General features: G+C 69.0%; 14 protein-coding genes. 3 read left to right on the top strand and 11 right to left on the bottom strand.

Annotated elements, in window-relative coordinates:
- Positions 1–286 precede the first annotated feature (286 nt).
- From NOCJ54_RS0116840 to NOCJ54_RS26450, 11 genes are all read right to left on the bottom strand, one after another.
- On the bottom strand, positions 287–1105 hold the full coding sequence (locus tag NOCJ54_RS0116840; RefSeq protein ID WP_036518392.1) for a 2-keto-4-pentenoate hydratase: 819 nt from the start codon (positions 1103–1105) through the stop codon (positions 287–289).
- Positions 1106–1170: 65 nt separating this feature from the next.
- Positions 1171–2211: a sugar ABC transporter substrate-binding protein gene (locus NOCJ54_RS0116835; protein ID WP_084255355.1), complete on the bottom strand. Its 1041-nt coding sequence runs from the start codon at positions 2209–2211 to the stop codon at positions 1171–1173.
- A 42-nt stretch (positions 2212–2253) separates the two neighbouring features.
- Complete coding sequence (locus NOCJ54_RS0116830; RefSeq protein ID WP_028656421.1) at positions 2254–3324, bottom strand: ABC transporter permease; 1071 nt, start codon at positions 3322–3324, stop codon at positions 2254–2256.
- Positions 3321–4880, bottom strand: coding sequence for a sugar ABC transporter ATP-binding protein (locus NOCJ54_RS26475; RefSeq protein WP_232221817.1), 1560 nt, complete (start codon positions 4878–4880; stop codon positions 3321–3323). The genes NOCJ54_RS0116830 and NOCJ54_RS26475 overlap by 4 nt, the downstream gene beginning before the upstream one ends.
- Before the next feature lie 181 nt (positions 4881–5061).
- Entirely contained in the window at positions 5062–8091 is a 3030-nt protein-coding gene (locus NOCJ54_RS0116820) for a BTAD domain-containing putative transcriptional regulator (RefSeq protein WP_028656420.1), read from the bottom strand.
- Between the two features lie 46 nt (positions 8092–8137).
- Positions 8138–9118, bottom strand: coding sequence for a fumarylacetoacetate hydrolase family protein (locus tag NOCJ54_RS26470; protein ID WP_051485974.1), 981 nt, complete (start codon positions 9116–9118; stop codon positions 8138–8140).
- 1 nt (position 9119) lies between these two features.
- On the bottom strand, positions 9120–9542 hold the full coding sequence (locus NOCJ54_RS30035; protein WP_051485973.1) for a VOC family protein: 423 nt from the start codon (positions 9540–9542) through the stop codon (positions 9120–9122).
- Positions 9539–10390 (bottom strand): enoyl-CoA hydratase/isomerase family protein, encoded by an 852-nt coding sequence (locus NOCJ54_RS26460; RefSeq protein ID WP_051485972.1) that lies wholly within the window; start codon positions 10388–10390, stop codon positions 9539–9541. Before NOCJ54_RS26460 ends, NOCJ54_RS30035 begins: the two co-directional genes overlap by 4 nt.
- 47 nt (positions 10391–10437) lie before the next feature.
- A complete protein-coding gene (locus NOCJ54_RS0116800) occupies positions 10438–10737 on the bottom strand; it encodes a Dabb family protein (protein WP_028656419.1) in 300 nt (99 codons plus the stop codon).
- Positions 10734–12179 (bottom strand): amidohydrolase family protein, encoded by a 1446-nt coding sequence (locus tag NOCJ54_RS26455; protein WP_051485971.1) that lies wholly within the window; start codon positions 12177–12179, stop codon positions 10734–10736. The genes NOCJ54_RS0116800 and NOCJ54_RS26455 overlap by 4 nt, the downstream gene beginning before the upstream one ends.
- A 40-nt stretch (positions 12180–12219) precedes the next feature.
- Complete coding sequence (locus tag NOCJ54_RS26450; RefSeq protein WP_036518390.1) at positions 12220–13635, bottom strand: amidohydrolase family protein; 1416 nt, start codon at positions 13633–13635, stop codon at positions 12220–12222.
- A gap of 215 nt (positions 13636–13850) precedes the next feature.
- On the opposite strand from NOCJ54_RS26450, the gene NOCJ54_RS0116785 reads away from it, so the two are divergent.
- The 3 genes from NOCJ54_RS0116785 to dmpG all read left to right on the top strand — a co-directional run bounded on the left by NOCJ54_RS0116785 (position 13851) and on the right by dmpG (position 17225).
- Positions 13851–15194, top strand: a complete 1344-nt coding sequence (locus NOCJ54_RS0116785) for an FAD-binding oxidoreductase (protein WP_198020251.1) — start codon at positions 13851–13853, stop codon at positions 15192–15194.
- A 70-nt stretch (positions 15195–15264) separates the two neighbouring features.
- Positions 15265–16215, top strand: coding sequence for an acetaldehyde dehydrogenase (acetylating) (locus NOCJ54_RS0116780; protein ID WP_028656417.1), 951 nt, complete (start codon positions 15265–15267; stop codon positions 16213–16215).
- Entirely contained in the window at positions 16212–17225 is a 1014-nt protein-coding gene (gene dmpG / locus NOCJ54_RS0116775) for a 4-hydroxy-2-oxovalerate aldolase (RefSeq protein WP_028656416.1), read from the top strand. The genes NOCJ54_RS0116780 and dmpG overlap by 4 nt, the downstream gene beginning before the upstream one ends.

The raw sequence follows: 17225 nt of genomic DNA, 5'->3' as shown, positions 1-17225 counted from the left end.
CTCGGACAGGGCAGACTGGGGCAAGGCCATCGGTGGATCTCCTTCAGTGTGTCTCTTGGTCGTTTCACACCGAAGATCCCGCCGATGGCCGTCTACGTCAGGCAGCCTCGCCGTGGTCCCTCAAACCCCACCACTCCCGGGGACTCTTACGCCGAAAGAGGCCTTGGAGAGACACCCGCCACGTCGGTAGATCTCTCGAAAGCGTCAGCCAGGACATACCTGCGGTTGCGGCCACATGCCTTCGAAGGTAGCGGTAGCAGCTGACGGTGCGTTGCAGGAGGAGGGCTCACGTCGCCGCCGAGATCCGCTCGCCGAACCGGCAGGACACGGCGCCCAGACCGGTGATCTCGGCCACGGCTTCCATTCCAGCGGCAGCCGGAACCATCGGCCCCAGAGCTCCCGAGAGGATCACCTCTCCGGCGCGCAGCGGCTGGCCGACGTCGCAAGAGATCTGCGCCAACCAGGACAGTGCCGCCAAGGGGTCACCGAGGCACGCTCGCCCAGTTCCAGCCGAGGCTTCCACCCCGTCGACCAGCATGCGCATCTCGCAGTGCACCGGCACGAACACGTCGAGCGAAACCTGTTCCTCCCCGAGGACGTACAGACCGCTGGAGCCGTTGTCGGCGACGGTGTCAGAGAAGGAGATGTCCCACTTGTCGATGCGGCTGTCCACGATCTCCAGCGCTGCGACGGCGTACGCCACGGCGTCGGCGACCTCATCGGTACCGAGATCTCCGTCGGTCAGGTCGTGGGCGAGCACGAAGGCGACCTCCGCTTCCACCCTCGGCGCGATGACGTGGTCCAGCGGGAGGACGCTCGCGTCGGCATAGTTCATGTCGGCGAACAGGACGCCGAAGTCCGGCCGGTCGACGCCCAGTTGCTCTTGGACGGCGCGCGAAGTGAGACCGATCTTCCGACCGGTGACGACCGCCCCGTTCTCGATCCGTCGCTCGTTGACCAGTCGCTGGACGGCGTACGCCGCTCCCACGTCGTCACGACCGATGAGGTCGCGCACCGGTGCGCAGGCGGCCCTAGTCGCCGCGGCTTCGATCAGCCGATCGGCGGCCGCCTCCACGTCGGCGTCGGTCGGGACGTACTGGGGCATCGCATGCTCCGATCGTGAGTGAGAGCGTGGGCGCGGAACGGCCGCGCCCACGCTTCGGTTGGGTCTCAGTACTGCGGCTTGTAGGCGTCGACGTTGTCGGAGGTGATCACGTAGCCGGCGTCCTCCAACGGCTGCATGGACTCCTGGGTCGTCGAGCTGTCGAAGACGGTGTCGGTGTCGCCCTCGATGCACTCCGCGATGCGCTCCATGGCGCGAGCGCCGTCGTCGACGACCGGGAGCGGAACCGTTGCGAACGCCGGGCCGTCGGCCGCGATCATGTCCACGAACGTCTGCTGCCCCCCGAAGCTGCCGACGACGACCTGGTCAGCCAGGTCGGTGGTGGCCAGGTAGTCGGCAACCGTCTCCGCCATGCTGTCTGCGGCGGTGATCACACCGGTGATCTGGTCGCCGTACCGCTGGACGTAGTCCTGCATGACGCTGCGCGCCTTGGCGGGGTCGTAGTCGGCCGGCTGTGCGTCGAGGAACTCGATGTCGGGGTGCTCGGAGGCGAGCTGATCCTCAACGGCCGCTTCGCGGGTCTGCGAGCCAGGGTCGGCGGACGTTCCGCCGATGTAGACGATGCCGCCCTGGTCGCCCATTTCGGTGGCCATCGCATCCACGAGGTTGCGGCCACCCTCGTCGTCGCTGTAGCCGAAGTAGGTCTTGATCCCGGGCGTGATCTCGTTCTCCTCCGTGATGTTGGAGTACGCGATCCCGACGCAGATCCCCTCGTCGACGGCCTGCTTGAGGGCCGGGCGGATCGCGTCGACGCTCAGCGGGATGAGCAGAAGCCCCTTGGCGCCCTTGGAGATGGCGTCCTGGATGTTCGCGAGGTCCTTGGTGGGATCTCCGGCCGACTGGGCCACCTGCAAGTCGATGCCGAGCTCGTCGGCCTTCTGCTGGTAGCCCTCGCCGAGCCCCAGCACCGCGGGCGTCGGAACGGCCTCGATGACCTGGACCAGGGCGCCTTCGGCGGAACCGCCCGACGACGAGGAGTTGTCGGATGCGTTGGTCGATCCGTCGTCGGACGAGCAACCCGTCACCGAGAGGCCGAGGACGGCAGCGGTGGTGAGCCACACGAGCGGGGATCGCAGATACTTGGACATCGGTCCTCCAGTGGAGTGGTGAGTTGACGAGAGCCGACCGGATCAGGCGCGAACCGGGGCGGCGGATGCTCCGACGGAGCCGTCGGAGGGTGCGTGCTCACCCGTGAGCTCGCTCGCAGCCCCCGGAGAGCCGCCGTTCGGGGTCGGCGGACGGTTCCGCCAGAAGGCCTGCAGTGCGGAGTCGACGGCGACGGCCGCGACGAGGATCGCTCCGGTCGCGATGTTCTGGTAGGCCGCGTCGAAGTTGAGCAGGTTCAGGCCGTTGTTGATGATGCCGATGAGCAGGACGCCCAGGACGCCCATCGCGATGGTCCCGCGGCCGCCGGCGATGCTGATGCCGCCGACGACGGCTCCCGCGACGACCTGCAGCGGCCAAGAGGACGCCGCCGTGGGGACACCGCTGCCCAACAGGCCGGTGAGGATGATGCTGGCCACGCCGGCGAAGAGACCGGTCAGGACGAAGGGGATGAAACGGATCAGCTCGACCCGGACCCCGGCGTACCGGGCGGCCTCGGCGTTAGCGCCGACGGCGTAGGTCTGCTGACCGGCGACGGTGATGTGCAGGAACCACGTCGCGAGGAGGATCGCGCCCAAGAAGAAGTAGGCGGGCATCGAGACGCCGAGCATCTTCGTGTTCATGAAGTCGGTCAGAGCCGTGTCAGTGACCGGGATCGGCGTGCTCTCGGACCAGAGCAGGGCGAGTCCGGTGTAGGCAAGGCCGGACCCCAACGTCGCCACGAGCGAGTTGACCTTCAGCTTCGTGACGATGATGCCGTTGATCGCCCCGAGGAGGGCCGCCACACCGATGCCCGCGGCCACGCCGACGGCGAGTCCCTGGTCGTTGATCACCTTGGCGGTGACTACTGTCGCTAGACCGACCATGCCGCCGACCGACAGGTCGAAGTTGGCCGACACGAGCAGGATCGCCATCCCCATCGTGATGATGCCGATCATCGAAACCTGATCGAGGACGTTGGAGACGTTGGCCGCGGTCGAGAACTGCGGGCTCCGGACGGAGAGGTAGACGCAGACTGCGACCAGGACGACGCCGACCGCGTAGTCGCGGATGACGAACCTTCCCGCAGCGGTGAAGCGGGTCAGGACGGTGTTCATGGAGTCACCTCGAGGTCGGAGGACTGGTGTCGGGTGCTGGCACGCACCGCGTGCTCGAGCGCGTCGATGTCGAGGTCGTCGCGCGGGATCTCCTCGAGGGGCCGGCCGCTCGCGAACGGGATCGCCCGGTCGCAGAGCTCGACGACTTCCTCGGGGTCGGTGCTGTGCAGCAGGACGGCGTTGCCACGCGCCGCGAACTCGCGGAGCTGGTCGTAGATAGCGCGGCGACCTCCGACGTCGACGCCGTGGGTCGGCTCGTCGAGGAGCATGCACATCACGGGGGCAGTGCCGATCCAGCGCGCTAGGAGCAGCTTCTGCTGGTTCCCGCCCGAGAGTCCTGCGAAGCGTTGACCTGCGCGGCCCTTGACGCGGAACTCCTGGATGCTCCTCTCGGTCTCGCGACGCATGCTGCGCCGCGGCGCCGGAGCGAGGAGAGGACGCTGGGACAGCCTCGGGAGCGCATGGTTCATCTCGACGCTCCAGGACGCGATGCCGGCGCGCTTGCGATCGCCCGTGACCAGGGTGATGCCGCGGCTGATGGCGTCGCGCGGGTTGGCCTTGACCGAATGCCCCGCCCAGCGGACCGAGCCCGTCCGTGGCCGGAGACCGAACACAGACTCGACGACGTCGCGGGCACCCGAGTCCTCGAGACCGTAGAGGCCCACGATCTCGCCCGGCCGTACCGCGAGGTGCGGAAGGACGACCTCGCCGACATTCAAGTCGTCGAGGACGAGGCCCTGGCCGCCGGCATTGCTCGTTCGGGCAGAGGGTTCACTCGCCGAGCGCAGCGGCTGGACCGTGACGTCGCCGGCTCGCGATGCACCTGTGCCCGACGTCATGTGTGCGAGCAGGGACTCCTCGTCGAGATCGACGGTCGGACCACGGTGCACCAGGCGTCCGTCGCGGAGCACGCTGACCGTGGATGCGACGTCGAGGATGTCGTCGAGGAAGTGGCTCACGTACAGCACGGACAGGCCGTTCGCGGCGAGCGCTCGCACGCGCTCGTGGAGCGCGTTGCGCTCGTCGACCGTGAGACTGGACGTGGGCTCGTCGAGGATGAGCACCCGGGCCGCGTCGGCAGTGGCGCGCACGATGGCGACCATCTGCCACGCGTAGAGGCCGTGGGTCTCGAGGCGGCTCGCCGGAGCCGGAGCGCCCGGGAGTCCGGCGGCCGCCCGCCGGTACGTCGCTTGGTCACGCCGCTTGCGGGCCGGCGCCAGGAGGCGACTGCGCTCGCGTCCGACCACCATGTTCTGGGCCGCGGTCAGGTTCGGCAGCAGGGGCAGCTCTTGGTGCACAACACTGATGCCGAGGCTCTCGGCAGTAGACACACTTGAAATCGACACAGGCTCGCCGTCGATGAGGATGACTCCGGACGACGGCTCCTGGAGACCGGACAGCAGCCGGATCACTGTGCTCTTCCCGGCGCCGTTGGCGCCTACGACACCGTGGATCTCGCCGGGCAGGAGGTCGAGATCCAAGCCGTCGAGCGCGCGCATGCCCGGGTAGTCCTTGGAGAGTCCGCGCGTGGAGAGCACAGGCTGGATCGACGGCATCGACACCGACTCCTCCTCGGGGTTCGAGTCAGCCGGCCGACCGGGTGGTGGACGCTCGGCGACGGACGACTCGTGGGGTGACCCGGCAGGACCGGGCTGTGATGACGGTCACGAGTATTGGAAGGGAGCCGCAAAAGAACCCGAAACCCGGGTGCGGTGGCCGTACGACACGCCTACTGGATCAGCGCGCGCTCGGAGCCTGCTCGCCGCGCAGCTGTTTGGCGAGCGCAACGGTGCCGGGCTCGGGCGTCGCGCCGATATCAGCGAGCGCCTGCACGCATCGGCGGTAGGTGGACGTCACTCGGTCACCATCGCCGACCGCCGACGCAACCCGCATCAGGAGCCGCCACGACCGCTCGCGCAGCGGGTCGCGGTCGAGCACCTGCTGGCCGAGCTCCCCGGCTCGTCGGTAGTCGTCGTCGCGGAAGGCAATGTGGCCGCCCATCTCGAGGACGTCGGTGAGCAGGGTCGCCAAGTGCTCACGGCGGGCCAGGACCCATTCGGAGCGCGAGTGCGGCAGGAACTCCCCCGCCGACAGCCCGGCGATCAGCTTTTCCACCTGATCGCGCTGCTGGGGTGCTGGGAGCTGACTCAGCGCGGCGACGCCGCGTTCGAGGCTTGTCGACGCGCTCGTCAGCGAGGAGCCCTCCCACACGACGTCGTTGTTGTCTAGGCCGAGGGGCGCGTCGGCCGGGAGAACCTTGCGCAGTCCGCTCAGCGCCATCCGGAAGTACGCCGCGGCTGAGTCCGCGGAGGAGTTCTCGAAGAGACTGGCGACCACCGACGTCTTTGCGGCGCGGCCGCCCGCGGCGGCGAGGTAGGCGAGCAGCTCGACGCTCTTCACAAGCTTCGGCACGACTTCGACCCCGTCGACGTCGATCGCCTGCTGTCCGACGTCAAGGACGTTCACCCGGGCGCTCAGGTGGTGCAGCGAGATCGCTTCGTGATCGAGCACGGCGCGGCCGAGCGCATGCCAAGTCGAGTCCGTGGCGCTCTCGGCGTCGAGCCGGCGGGAGGCGACGGCGGGGAACTCCTTGAGGGCCTGGATGAGCAGGTGGCGCGAGCCCTGCCGGTCCGAGGCTTCCACGGCCAGGTTGGCGGCTGCGTCTGCGGCGTCGGGATCGCCTGCGCGCCACTCGGCCTCCGCCAGGTAGACGGCAGCCGTCGGGAGCAGCAGGAGGCGGTCCCAGGCGGTCATCACCTCGACAGCTGCGCGCAGCTCACGGACCGCCGTCTCCTGGTCTTCGTCGAGCAGTGCCGCTAAGCCTCGCCAGAGGTGGAGCTGTTCGACGATGCGGGCGCGGCGCTGGGCGGTCGCCTCCCGTTCGACCTCGTTGAGAGCGGCGCGGGCGAACTGGGTGTCCTTCCGCGCACGCAGCGCGAGGGACGTCTCGAAGAGGAGCGAGAACATCCGGTAGAGGTTCGACCCGGACCGCGCGAGGTTGTCGCGTCCTTGCAGTAGTGCGGTGTAGGCGAGCTCGTGCTGGCCGGTGTCGGCCATCAGCTCCGCTCTGGTCCGAACCGCGGTCCAGGTGGTGGAGGGAGTGTCGTCCAGGAGTTCGGCGGCCTCGGCGGTCCGGCCGAGTGCCCGCAGTGCACCCACTCGCCCCAGGGAGATCGCCGACCATGGGCGCGAGTGGGTGTCGAGGACTCGGTCGAAGCGACCGTGCGCCAGGTCCGCGCGGATCAGCAGCCCGTCCGCCGGCCCGTCGCAGTCGGGTGGGCGGTCCCGGTAGTGGGTGGGGTCGTCGAGGAGCTCGAGGCCGATGCAGAACCGCATCATCCGGACTTCTGGGCCGTCGGGGGATGTGGCGAGCAGGCGTTGGGCGTCCTCGATCCTGCTGACGAGGAAGTAGCACCATGCGATGGTGCTGACCAACGCCGGGGTGAGCACCTCCGTGAGCCGGTCCGGGTCCTCGGCGAGGAGCCGGTCCGCGTGCTCCGCGCCTTCGCCGTACCGCTCCGCCTCGCAGGCGATCTGGACGGCTGCCGCCAGCAGCCGCGGGCGTCGGCGGACCTCGGATGTCCCGATCGCCTCGAGCCACTGTTGCGCGAGCGTGAAGTCGAGGCGGTCGACAACACTGCGGATCGCGATTTCGGCTGCCCCCGCGGCATTCGTCGGTTCGCCGGCGGCCAAGAACTCCTCGACTGCGTCTTCGTGGCGTCGTTCGGCCATCAGCAGGCGGGCGTATGCTCCGTGAACCGAGCGGACCCAGCGGGGATCACGTAGCTGTAGCTGTGTCTGCAGGTACTCCCGGAACCGGGGATGGCACCGCAGCGAGGTGCAGGCGGCGTTGAACTCCACCGGCAGGTGCAGCCGCGACATCGAGTACAACAGCTCGCCGGCCTGACTGACGCCGAGGGCCTCGGCTCGCGATGGTGTCACCTCATCGAGCAAAGAGGTGGCGACGAGGGCTCGCTGCTGCTCCTCCGAGAGGCTGCCCATGATCTCCTGCGACAGGTAGCCGTTGAGCGGGTCGGTCTCGCCGCCGGCGCCCCGTTCGTGGTCGGAGTAGCGCCAGAGCTCGAAGAGGATGCCGGTGATCCAGCCGCGGGTGAGCTCGACGGCCTCGGCGGCATTCACCTCGTGGACGCCGCGAGCGCTCAGCACTTGCTCGGCCTCGTCGGGGGTGAAGGCGAGGTGACGGTCACCGAGGACTAGGGTCGATCCGCGGAGCGGGTCGAGGAAGCGCGACCCGACGTCCTCGCGGCCGATGAGAACGGTGCGCGCAGACAGGGGAAGGTTCATCACGAAGGTGTCGAGCACGGAGCATGCCTCCGCGGACGGCGCGATCTTCTCGGTCTCGTCGATCACCAGTGCGACCTCATGGCCGTCGAGCGCCTCCGCTAGGAACGCGGCGGTGTCCATCAGCGACGCGCCGCGCCGTACCGACTCGGAGACGACGTCGGCGAGGTCGGGGATCGCGACCCGGAGGGCGGCCTCTACATAGATCAGGAGCCGGCCTGGCGCGACGTCCATGGGATCGAGCGTCAGCCACGCGACGGGCAGCGGTGCCGCGGCGTCGTCTCCCGAGGCGAGCACCGCGACGGCCGACGCTACGGCAGTGGTCTTGCCGGAGCCGGCGGTGGCGTTGACGCGCACGTGAGACCCGGCGCGCAGACGCTCGGTGATCAGGTCTATGAGCCGGGCGCGGAGGACGGCGCTGGCCCCGGTGACGGGGATCGTCGTCTTCGATCGGACCAGTCGCATTGCTCGAACCTTCTCCTACGTCCCTTCTACTGTAGGACGCGGCTCGTCATCGTTTGGCCGGGGTGCGCCGGTCCGGAACCCAGCCCGACCCGCGGGCACCCAGGGTGTTCTCGAGCGTGCCGAGTCCGTCGACGCTGAGCGCGACGCGGTCGCCGGCTTCTAGGAACTGGCCGAACTCGACGCCGGAGCCTCCGTTGGCAGTGCCGGTGCCGAGCAGCGACCCGGCCGGGATCACCTCGGCGGCCGATGCCCAGGCGACGATCTCCTCGAGCGACCAGATCATCTCGGCGCTGTGCGTCTCGCAGCGGGTCTCGCCGTTGACGACCGCGCGCATGGCCAGGTCGTCGTCGAGCTCGTCGAGCGTGGCGATCCACGGTCCGGCCGCGGAGGCGAAGTGCTTGCCCTTGCTGGGCCCGAGCCCGGCCGTCATCTCGCGACGCTGGATGTCGCGGGCGCTGACGTCGTTGAGGATGGTGAGGCCGAGGATCGAGCCCCGGGCTGTGTCCGGCGTCAGGCCCGCGGCGGGCCGGCTGAGCACGATGCCGAGCTCGAGTTCGTAGTCGATCTCCTCCGCGTAGTGCGGCCAGGGGATCTCGTCTCCGGACCCGACGAACGAGGCCGGGTTCCCCAGGTAGGAGACAGGCATCTCGTACATGACCTCCGGCGTCTCCAGTCCGCGCCACCGGTAGCCGAAGGAGAAGTGCTCCTCGAAGACCATGAAGTCGCGGTAGACAGGCGGGTCGACCGGGCAGAGGAACCGCTCCGGATGGAGTTGGTCGAGGTCACCCGCGTGGCTCTCGGCGCATCCCCTTGCCTGGTCGAGGAAGAGGTCGCCGTGCTCGAGGGCGCGGGTCAGACTTCCGCCGACCACCTCGGCGGCGACACGGATGGCCGCCGAGGTGGTCGCGCCCTGCCGGACGAGTCCGAGCATGTAGTGGTCGGCGATGTCCCGCCATCCGGAGGCGGGGTCGTCGGTGGCGAGCAGACGCGGCCGACCGTCGGGCGCTGGGGTGCGGGCGAGGAACACCTCACGCCTCCCAGGTCAGCCCGGCGGGCAGCGCGTCGCGGACCTGCGGGAACGGCGCTTGCACAAGCTCCACATGGTTGCCGTCCGGGTCGCGGACGAAGGCCACGTAGACGTCGGCGCGGCCACCGGGGTGGAAGGCCGGCATCTCGATGTCGATGCCTGCGGCGGTCAGTCTCTCCAGCTCCGCGTCGAGGTCGTCAACGAGGAAAGCGACGTGACCGGTTCCGGGGTTGCCGAGCCAGTCGGGGTCCGCGGTCTCTCGGACCGTGAGCTCGAGGGTCGCTCCTCCCTCGGGGTCGCCGAGGTAGAGGGTGCACGGTCCGCCCAGGTCGGCGCAGCCGATCAGGCTGAGCCCGAGTTGCCGGTAGAACCCGACCAACGCAACGGGTTCAACGGTCCGGAAGTTGGCGTGGTGCAGCCTCACTTCTCGGCGTCCCGGAGGTTGACGATGTCGTAGGCGGTGTCCTTCATCGGCCAGTAGCTGTGGCAGGCCCACGACTCGATGGCTTGGCCGAGCATGAGCTCCTTGGTCCAGAGCTCGCGCCAGGGCTGGATGAACAGCGCGCGGGTGAGGCGGCGCTGGATGCGGTCCCGGGTCATGAACAGGTCGGTGGCGAGTTCCCAGGCGCGGTCCAGGAGCTTGTCCTGGGGCAGCACCTCGTTGACGAGGCCGAGGTCCAGGCACTCCTTCGCGTCGAGGGTCTGTCCGGTGTAGAGGAAGTACTTGCCGCGGTTGTGGCCCATCAGCTCACGGAACAGCGTGTGGACGCCGTCGCCGGGAACGATGCCGACGCCGGAGAAGTGGGCGTCCTTGATGGTCGCGGTCTCCGAGGCGAGCACGATGTCGTTGAGCAGGGCGAGTTCGGCGTGGATGAACAGCGGTCCGTTGATCGCGGAGATGATCGGGACCTCCATGTTGAGCAGCGCGAACGGCTCCTTGGTCTGGTCCTGGTAGAAGACGTCGTACCCGTGTCGGTGCTCGAACTCGGTGCGGAAGTCGTTGCGGGTCCAGCTGTCCTCGTCGAAGGTCGAGAGGAAGGTGTCGCCGGTGCCGGTGAGGATGATGCACTCGACGTCGGGGTCGTGGTGGATGTCGGCGAAGACCGGGATGTAGGCCTTGTGGAGCTCGAGGTCCCACCTCGCGGGACCGCCCTCGGAGTGCATCCGGACCTCGAGGACGCCGTTCTCGAGCTTCATGGCGAAGTAGTCCTGCCACTTCTCGGCGTACTCGTCGAAGTGGGTCCGGTACATCTCGTAGCGCGAATAGGCCATGATGAACTCCTGCTCTCTGTCAGTGGTGATGCTGGGATGGATCTGGGTCAGCCCAGGTCGAGGACCAGGACCGACGCGAGGTGTGCGCGCACCAGGTCGTGGGCGCCCCGGTGCGCGTGGTGGTGGTGGTAGGCGCGGCGAGCTTCCGCGTCCTCGAACTCGAACAGCGACACATGGGAGTACGGCGAGGGCTCGCCGCTCACGCAGGACGACGGAGCGACCGCCGACAGACAGCGGACTCCGGGGATCGCGGTGAACGACTCGTGCGCCCGCCGCACGATCGCCGCGTCGTCGTCGCCGTCGATCGCCATGAGCACGATCCGGCGCGGCCTCGGCGCCTCGGTCATCGGGGCTTGGCCATGAAGCCGACCTTCTGCTCCAGGACGTCGAGGTCGAACCCCGCGGTCTGCATGACCGAGTCGCGCGACCGCTCGACGAGCTCGCGGACCTGGCGAAGGTCGTGGTCGACCAGGCTGTGCGCCCATTTGCGGACCTGGCCGTCGACGAAGACCGCCTCGACGTTGCGAGTGTCGGCGGCCGTGACGACCGTGCCGACCGCGTTGTTGAGCGGCAGCGTGTTCCAGTCGTCGGCCGTGACCATGATCAGGTCCGCGCGCTTGCCCGGGGTGAGCGTGCCGGTGCGGTCCAGGGTCCCGTTGAATCTCGCGCCCTCGATGGTGGCCATCTCGAGGACGTCGCGGTTGGTGAGGGGCGCGGGGTGGTCGGTCTCCCCCTCGTGCCGCCGTGCGAAAACCATCATCCGTTGAATGTTCAGCAGGGTCCGCATCTGGGTGAACATGTCGGGGCTGAGCACAGCCTCGACGTCGACGCTGAGGCTCGGTCGGATGCCGACGTCGAGCGCCTTCTGCACGGCGGGCACCGAGTCCCAGATGCCGATGGTCGCGTCCGAGGTGGTCGGGATGGAGACGTTGACCCCGTGGTCAGCGATGGCCTGCCAGGCCTCTGGCTGGATGTCCAGGCAGTGGATGAGAGCGACGTTTTCGTCGAGGAGTCCCGCCTCGGCGAGCTCGAGGACCCGGTTGGACGCCTCGATGCCGGCGATCCCGTCGGAGGTGAGGGAGATGCCCAGCTCACGCGCGTGGCGGACCCGGTCGACGCCGAGAGCGATCTGTGGGTTGGCGAACGCCGCGCCGATCGTGCCCATGCGGAGCGTGAGGAGCTGGTCATCGGAGGAGAAGTACCGGTCGCGCAGCCGCGCGACGTCACCCGGCCAGGATCCGTCGCTTTCGCCGGCGATCGGGCCGCACGACGTGTGTACGGCACGGATGCCGGACGCGGTGAGCGCCTCGATGGCGGCGTCCGAGTGCTCTGGCGTACGCGGGTTGTGGAAGAAGTCGAGCATCGAGGTGATGCCTGCGTCGAGCGCGCCGAGTGACGAGATCAGGTTGCCGACGTAGATGTCGTGCGGCTCGTAGACGGTGCCGAGCCATTCGTTCATCACGACGAGGTAGGCGCTGTTGTTGTCGCAGTCGGGGATCAGGCGGCGCATCTGGCCTTGCCAGCAGTGGCGGTGGGTGTCCTGGAAGCCCGGCAGCACGATCCGGCCGGTGGCGTCGACCACGACGGCGTCGCCGGCCCGGTCGGACAGGTCCGGCCCGACTGCCTCGATCCTCCGACCACGGACGAGGACGTCGCCCTTGGCGAGGTCGCCGATCCTCGGATCGAGCGTGAGGACGGTGCCGCCGGTGAAGAGGATCGCCCGGTCGGCCTCGGGCCGCTCGCGAAGCTGGTCGAGAACCTGCTGGCTGGTGGGTGGCTGGTCGGTCATCTCGCTCCGATCCATCGCTCGTGGGTGGAGGCGGCCGCGGTCACTGGGGCGTGGCCTGCCAGTCGCGCTCGGTCCGCGGAGGCATCCAGCCGCCTGTGTGCGCGCCGACCCGGGAGAAGAGCCGGTCCCGGCTGTCAGCGGCCTTCGACGCCAGGTCGGCGAGGTCGAGGTCGACCAGGCGTCCGTGTCGCTTGACGAAGTTGCCCGCGACCAGGACGTCGGAGACGTTGCCGGGGTGGGCGCCCATCACCACGGAGCCGGCGGCGTAGGTCATGGGCATCAGGTTGGGAGCCAGCGTGTCGATGGCGACGATGTCGGCCTGCTTTCCGACCTCGAGGCTGCCGGTGACGTCGCCCAGCCCGTTGCCGCGTGCGCCGGCGAGCGTGCCGAACTCCAGGACGTCGTGGGTGGTGGTGGGGACCCGGTCGGAGTCGCCACCCTCCTCGATGAGGCGCCGGTGGACGTCGCCACGGACCGACGACAGCGCCGCCCGCATGATCGAGAAGAGGTCACCGCTGACGTTGACGCACGTGTCCACGGACAACGCCGGCACAATCCCGCGCTGGAGGCATCGCTCGATGGCCGGGTGGCCGTGGCCCATGTGCTGCTCCAGCTCGGTGGCGGACGATACGGTGCCGCCGGTGTCGCGGATCAGGTCGAACTCCTCATCGGAGACCGAGTTGCAGTGCACCCACGTCACGGTGGACCCGTCGCAGCCGGCGCCGAGCATCGTCTTGATGGGACCCATGTGGCCCCAGCTGCCGTTGCCGACGTGGACGCAGCTACGCAGGTCCAGCTCGGCGGCGAGCTTCGCCTCCTGTTCCACGATGTTCATGGGCGAGCACTCGGGGCCCCGGGCGGCGAGGCCGAGGGTCAGCAGCTGGTCGGAGCTGGAGTAGTAGGTCTCCTTGAGCCGGTAGATGTCCTCCGACGGCGCCTCGATGCTGGCACCGATCGCCGGGTCGAGGATCTGCGCCCACGTGTGGGAGGACTGGCCATAGCCGAAGATCACTCGGGCTCCCGAGTCACGGTGCGCGGCGACGATCGCGTCGGCGTGCTCCGGGCTGTTGACGTTGTGGTTCCAGTCGTACACCTGGGTGACACCGGCGTCCAGGGCCTCGGCTAGGCCCACCCGCAACGACAGGTAGGTGTCCTCCGGCTCGAACACCGGCCCGAGGATCCGCCACATCGCGTTGGCATAATCGGCGAGGACCCAGTCGGTGCCGGCGTAACGGAAGATCGACTGCCACATGTGCCGGTGCGTGTCGGTGAACCCGGGCACCAGGATGTGTCCGGACATGTCGACTGACTCGGCGTGGATGTCCGAGACGTCCAGCGACGGTCCGATCGCAGCGATCTTCCCGTCCTCGACCAGGATGTCGCCGACGAACTCCGCCGGCAGGTCGCCCTGGACGGGAATGATGGTGCCTCCGCGCAAGACCTTGCGGCTCGACATTGGGTCCTCCTCTGACCGTGCGGTTGTGACGAGAACCATAGGTCCGGGCCACGAAACACAGCCGAAATCGGCCCGTCACAGATCCGCGCTCCTTGCGTTTCGGGTGCGTTTGCAGCGCGTCGCCGACGCTATGCGCACCGAGCAACGGAGGCCCCTTGTCCCCAGAACCCTTCATCCGGCAGCTCAGCGCTCGTCTGAGCGACGAGGCGCTGATGGTGACCGACGTCGACGTGATGGCCGCGTACAGCCGCGACCGGGCGCCGTGGGTCGACAACGGTGTTCCGGCCGTCGTGGCCGTTCCGTCCCACGTGGACGACGTCCGGCGGATTCTCGAGGTCGCTGCCGACCATCAGGTCGCGGTCGTTCCTCGGGGCTCCGGGTCCGGTCTCACCGGTGGCGCCAACGCCCTCGACGGCTGCGTGGTGCTTTCGACGCACCGGCTGCGCAACGAGCCGGTCCTGCGCGCCGCGGACCGCCGCGTACGGGTGGCTGCCGGGGTGCTGACCGCTGAGGTCAAGCAGCACGTGGCCCCCCACGGCTTGCTGTACCCACCAGACCCGGCCAGCTCGGCCTTTTGCACGATCGGCGGCAACGTGGCGACCAACGCCGGTGGGCTGTGCTGCGTCCGGTACGGCGTGACCCGGGACTGGGTCCGGGAGGTCGAGATGGTGCTGCCCGGCGGCGACCTCGTCCGGTTCGGCCACTCCGCTCCAAAGAGCGTCGCGGGGCTCGACCTGACCAGTCTCGTCGTCGGATCCGAGGGCACCCTCGGAGTCGTGACCGGCGCGTCGCTCGGGCTGACTCGATCCCAGCCGGGCCACGCCACAATCGTGGCTTACTTCGCCGACGTCGCCGACGCCGGACGCGCCGTCGTGGCTTGCGTCGACCGGGCTCAGCCGCCCACGCTCCTCGAGATCATGGACCAGACCACGATCCGCGCCGTGGAGGAGTGGCAGTCGATGGATCTGGACACGTCGGCCGCGGCGCTGCTGCTCGTGCAGGTGCCCACGGACGGCCTGGTGGAAAGCGAGGTCGCCGACCTGACCCGAATCTGCGAGGAAACCGGCGCCACCCAGACGTTCGGCAGCACCGACCCGACGGAGGCCGAGATGCTGCTGCACGCACGCCGTGTTGCGTTCGAGGCACTGGAACGCCGTGGAGTGCCTCTGTTGGAGGACGTGGCCGTGAATGTCTCCCGCCTTCCCGAGCTGATCGAGCAGATCCAAGCCATCTCGGCACGACACGCCATCACCATCGCCACCTTCGGTCACGCGGGGGACGGCAACCTGCACCCCATCGTTCTCATCGAGGACCAGGATCCCGAGACCAGGATCCGCGCCCGCGGGGCCTTCGAGGCGATCCTCGACGCCACCCTTGAGCTCGGTGGAACGATCTCGGCCGAGCACGGCATCGGACTGCTCAAGCTTCCTTTCCTCGAGGCCGAGCTCGGCGGTCGCGCTCTCGACCTCATGGCGGGCGTCAAGCAGGTCTTCGACCCGCTGTCGATCATGAACCCCGGCAAGTCCGTACCCCTCCCCCAGCCCGTCGCCCTCAGCTGAATCCTGAATCTGCTCGGCGGACCCCACAGGCTCCGACCAGGCCTCCACACCGACAACCGAGGACTCACAGATGACCTCCGCCCGAACGAAGGTCGCCATCATCGGCTCCGGCAACATCGGCACCGACCTGATGATCAAGGTGCTGCGCACCGCGGAGCACCTCGAGATGGGGGCCATGGTCGGGATCGACCCGGCCTCGGACGGGCTCGCCCGGGCAGCCCGCCTTGGGGTGCCGACCACCGCCGAGGGTGTCGAGGGGCTGATCGCGCTCCCGGGGTTCGAGGAGATCGGCATCGTCTTCGACGCGACCTCGGCCAGGGCGCACGAGCACAACGCCGCCCTGCTCACCCCGCACGGCAAGCGGATGGTCGACCTCACCCCGGCGGCCATCGGGCCGTACGTCGTGCCCTCGGTCAACCTCGACGAGCACCTCGACGCTCCGAACGTGAACATGGTGACCTGTGGCGGGCAGGCCACGATCCCCGTCGTCGCCGCGGTCGCCCGCGTCGTGCCGGTGCGGTATGCGGAGATCGTCGCGTCGATCGCGTCGAAGTCGGCCGGTCCCGGGACCCGCGCCAACATCGACGAGTTCACCGAGACCACCTCGGCGGCGATCGTGTCGGTCGGCGGCGCCGAGCGCGGCAAGGCGATCATCATCCTCAACCCGGCCGAGCCGCCGCTGATCATGCGCGACACCGTGTTCTGCCTGGTCTCCGCACCCGACCCCGACACCCACGACCTCATCCGGCAGAGCGTCGAGAAGATGGTCGCCGACGTCGCGGCCTACGTCCCCGGCTACCGGCTCAAGCAGGACATCCAGATCACCGAGATCCCGGCCGACCAGCCGGTCCACACACTCACCGCCCCCGGCGCGGAGCGGCCGACCCACCAGGTGTCGGTGTTCCTCGAGGTCGAGGGCGCCGCGCACTACCTCCCGGCCTACGCCGGCAACCTCGACATCATGACGTCGGCCGCCCTCCAGGTGGCCGAGCGCGTCGCTGCAGGGAAGGCTCTCTCGTGAAGATCTTCGTCCAGGACGTCACGCTCCGCGACGGCATGCACGCCGTCCGCCACCGGATCGAACCCGACGACGTACGCCGCATCGTGACCGCGCTCGACGCCGCCGGCGTCGACGCGATCGAGGTCGCCCACGGCGACGGCCTCGCCGGCGGCTCGGTCAACTACGGCCCCGGCTCGCACACCGACTGGGCCTGGATCGAGGCCGCGGCCGACGCGATCGACCGCGCCCGACTCACGACGCTGCTGCTGCCCGGCGTCGGCACCATCCACGAGCTCGAGACCGCGTGGGACCTCGGTGTCCGGTCCGTGCGCGTCGCGACGCACTGCACCGAGGCCGACATCTCCGCCCAGCACATTGCGGCGGCCCGCGAGATCGGCATGGACGTGTCCGGCTTCCTCATGCTCTCCCACATGGCCCCGCCCGCCGAGCTCGCCCAGCAGGCCAAGCTGATGGAGTCCTACGGCGCCCACTGCGTCTACGTCACCGACTCCAGCGGCCGCCTCACCATGAACGACGTCCGCGACCGCGTGATCGCCTACCGCGACCTCCTCGACCCCGCCACCGAGATCGGCATCCACGCCCACGAGAACCTCTCCCTCTCGGTCGCGAACTCCGTGGTCGCGGTCGAGCACGGCGTCACCCGCGTCGACGCCTCACTCGCCGGGCACGGCGCAGGCGCCGGCAACTGCCCCATCGAGGCCTTCATCGCGGTCGCCGACCTGTCCGGCTTCGAGCACCGCTGCGACCTCTTCGCCCTTCAAGACGCCGCCGACGACCTCGTCCGACCCCTCCAGGACCGCCCCGTCCGCGTCGACCGCGAGACCCTCACCCTCGGCTACGCAGGCGTCTACTCCTCGTTCCTACGGCACGCTGAGAACGCAGCCGCCCGCTACGAGGTGGACGTCCGCGACATCCTGACCGAGTGCGGCAGCCGAGGACTCGTCGGCGGGCAGGAGGACATGATCATCGACATGGCCCTGACCCTCGCTAGCCGTAGCAAGGACGAGTAG

Origin of the sequence: Nocardioides sp. J54 (assembly GCF_000519005.1) — a bacterium.
Taxonomy (GTDB): Bacteria; Actinomycetota; Actinomycetes; order Propionibacteriales; family Nocardioidaceae; genus Nocardioides.
The sequence above is the reverse complement of the archived record's forward strand: the minus strand, read 5'-3'. Positions and strand labels throughout refer to the sequence as shown.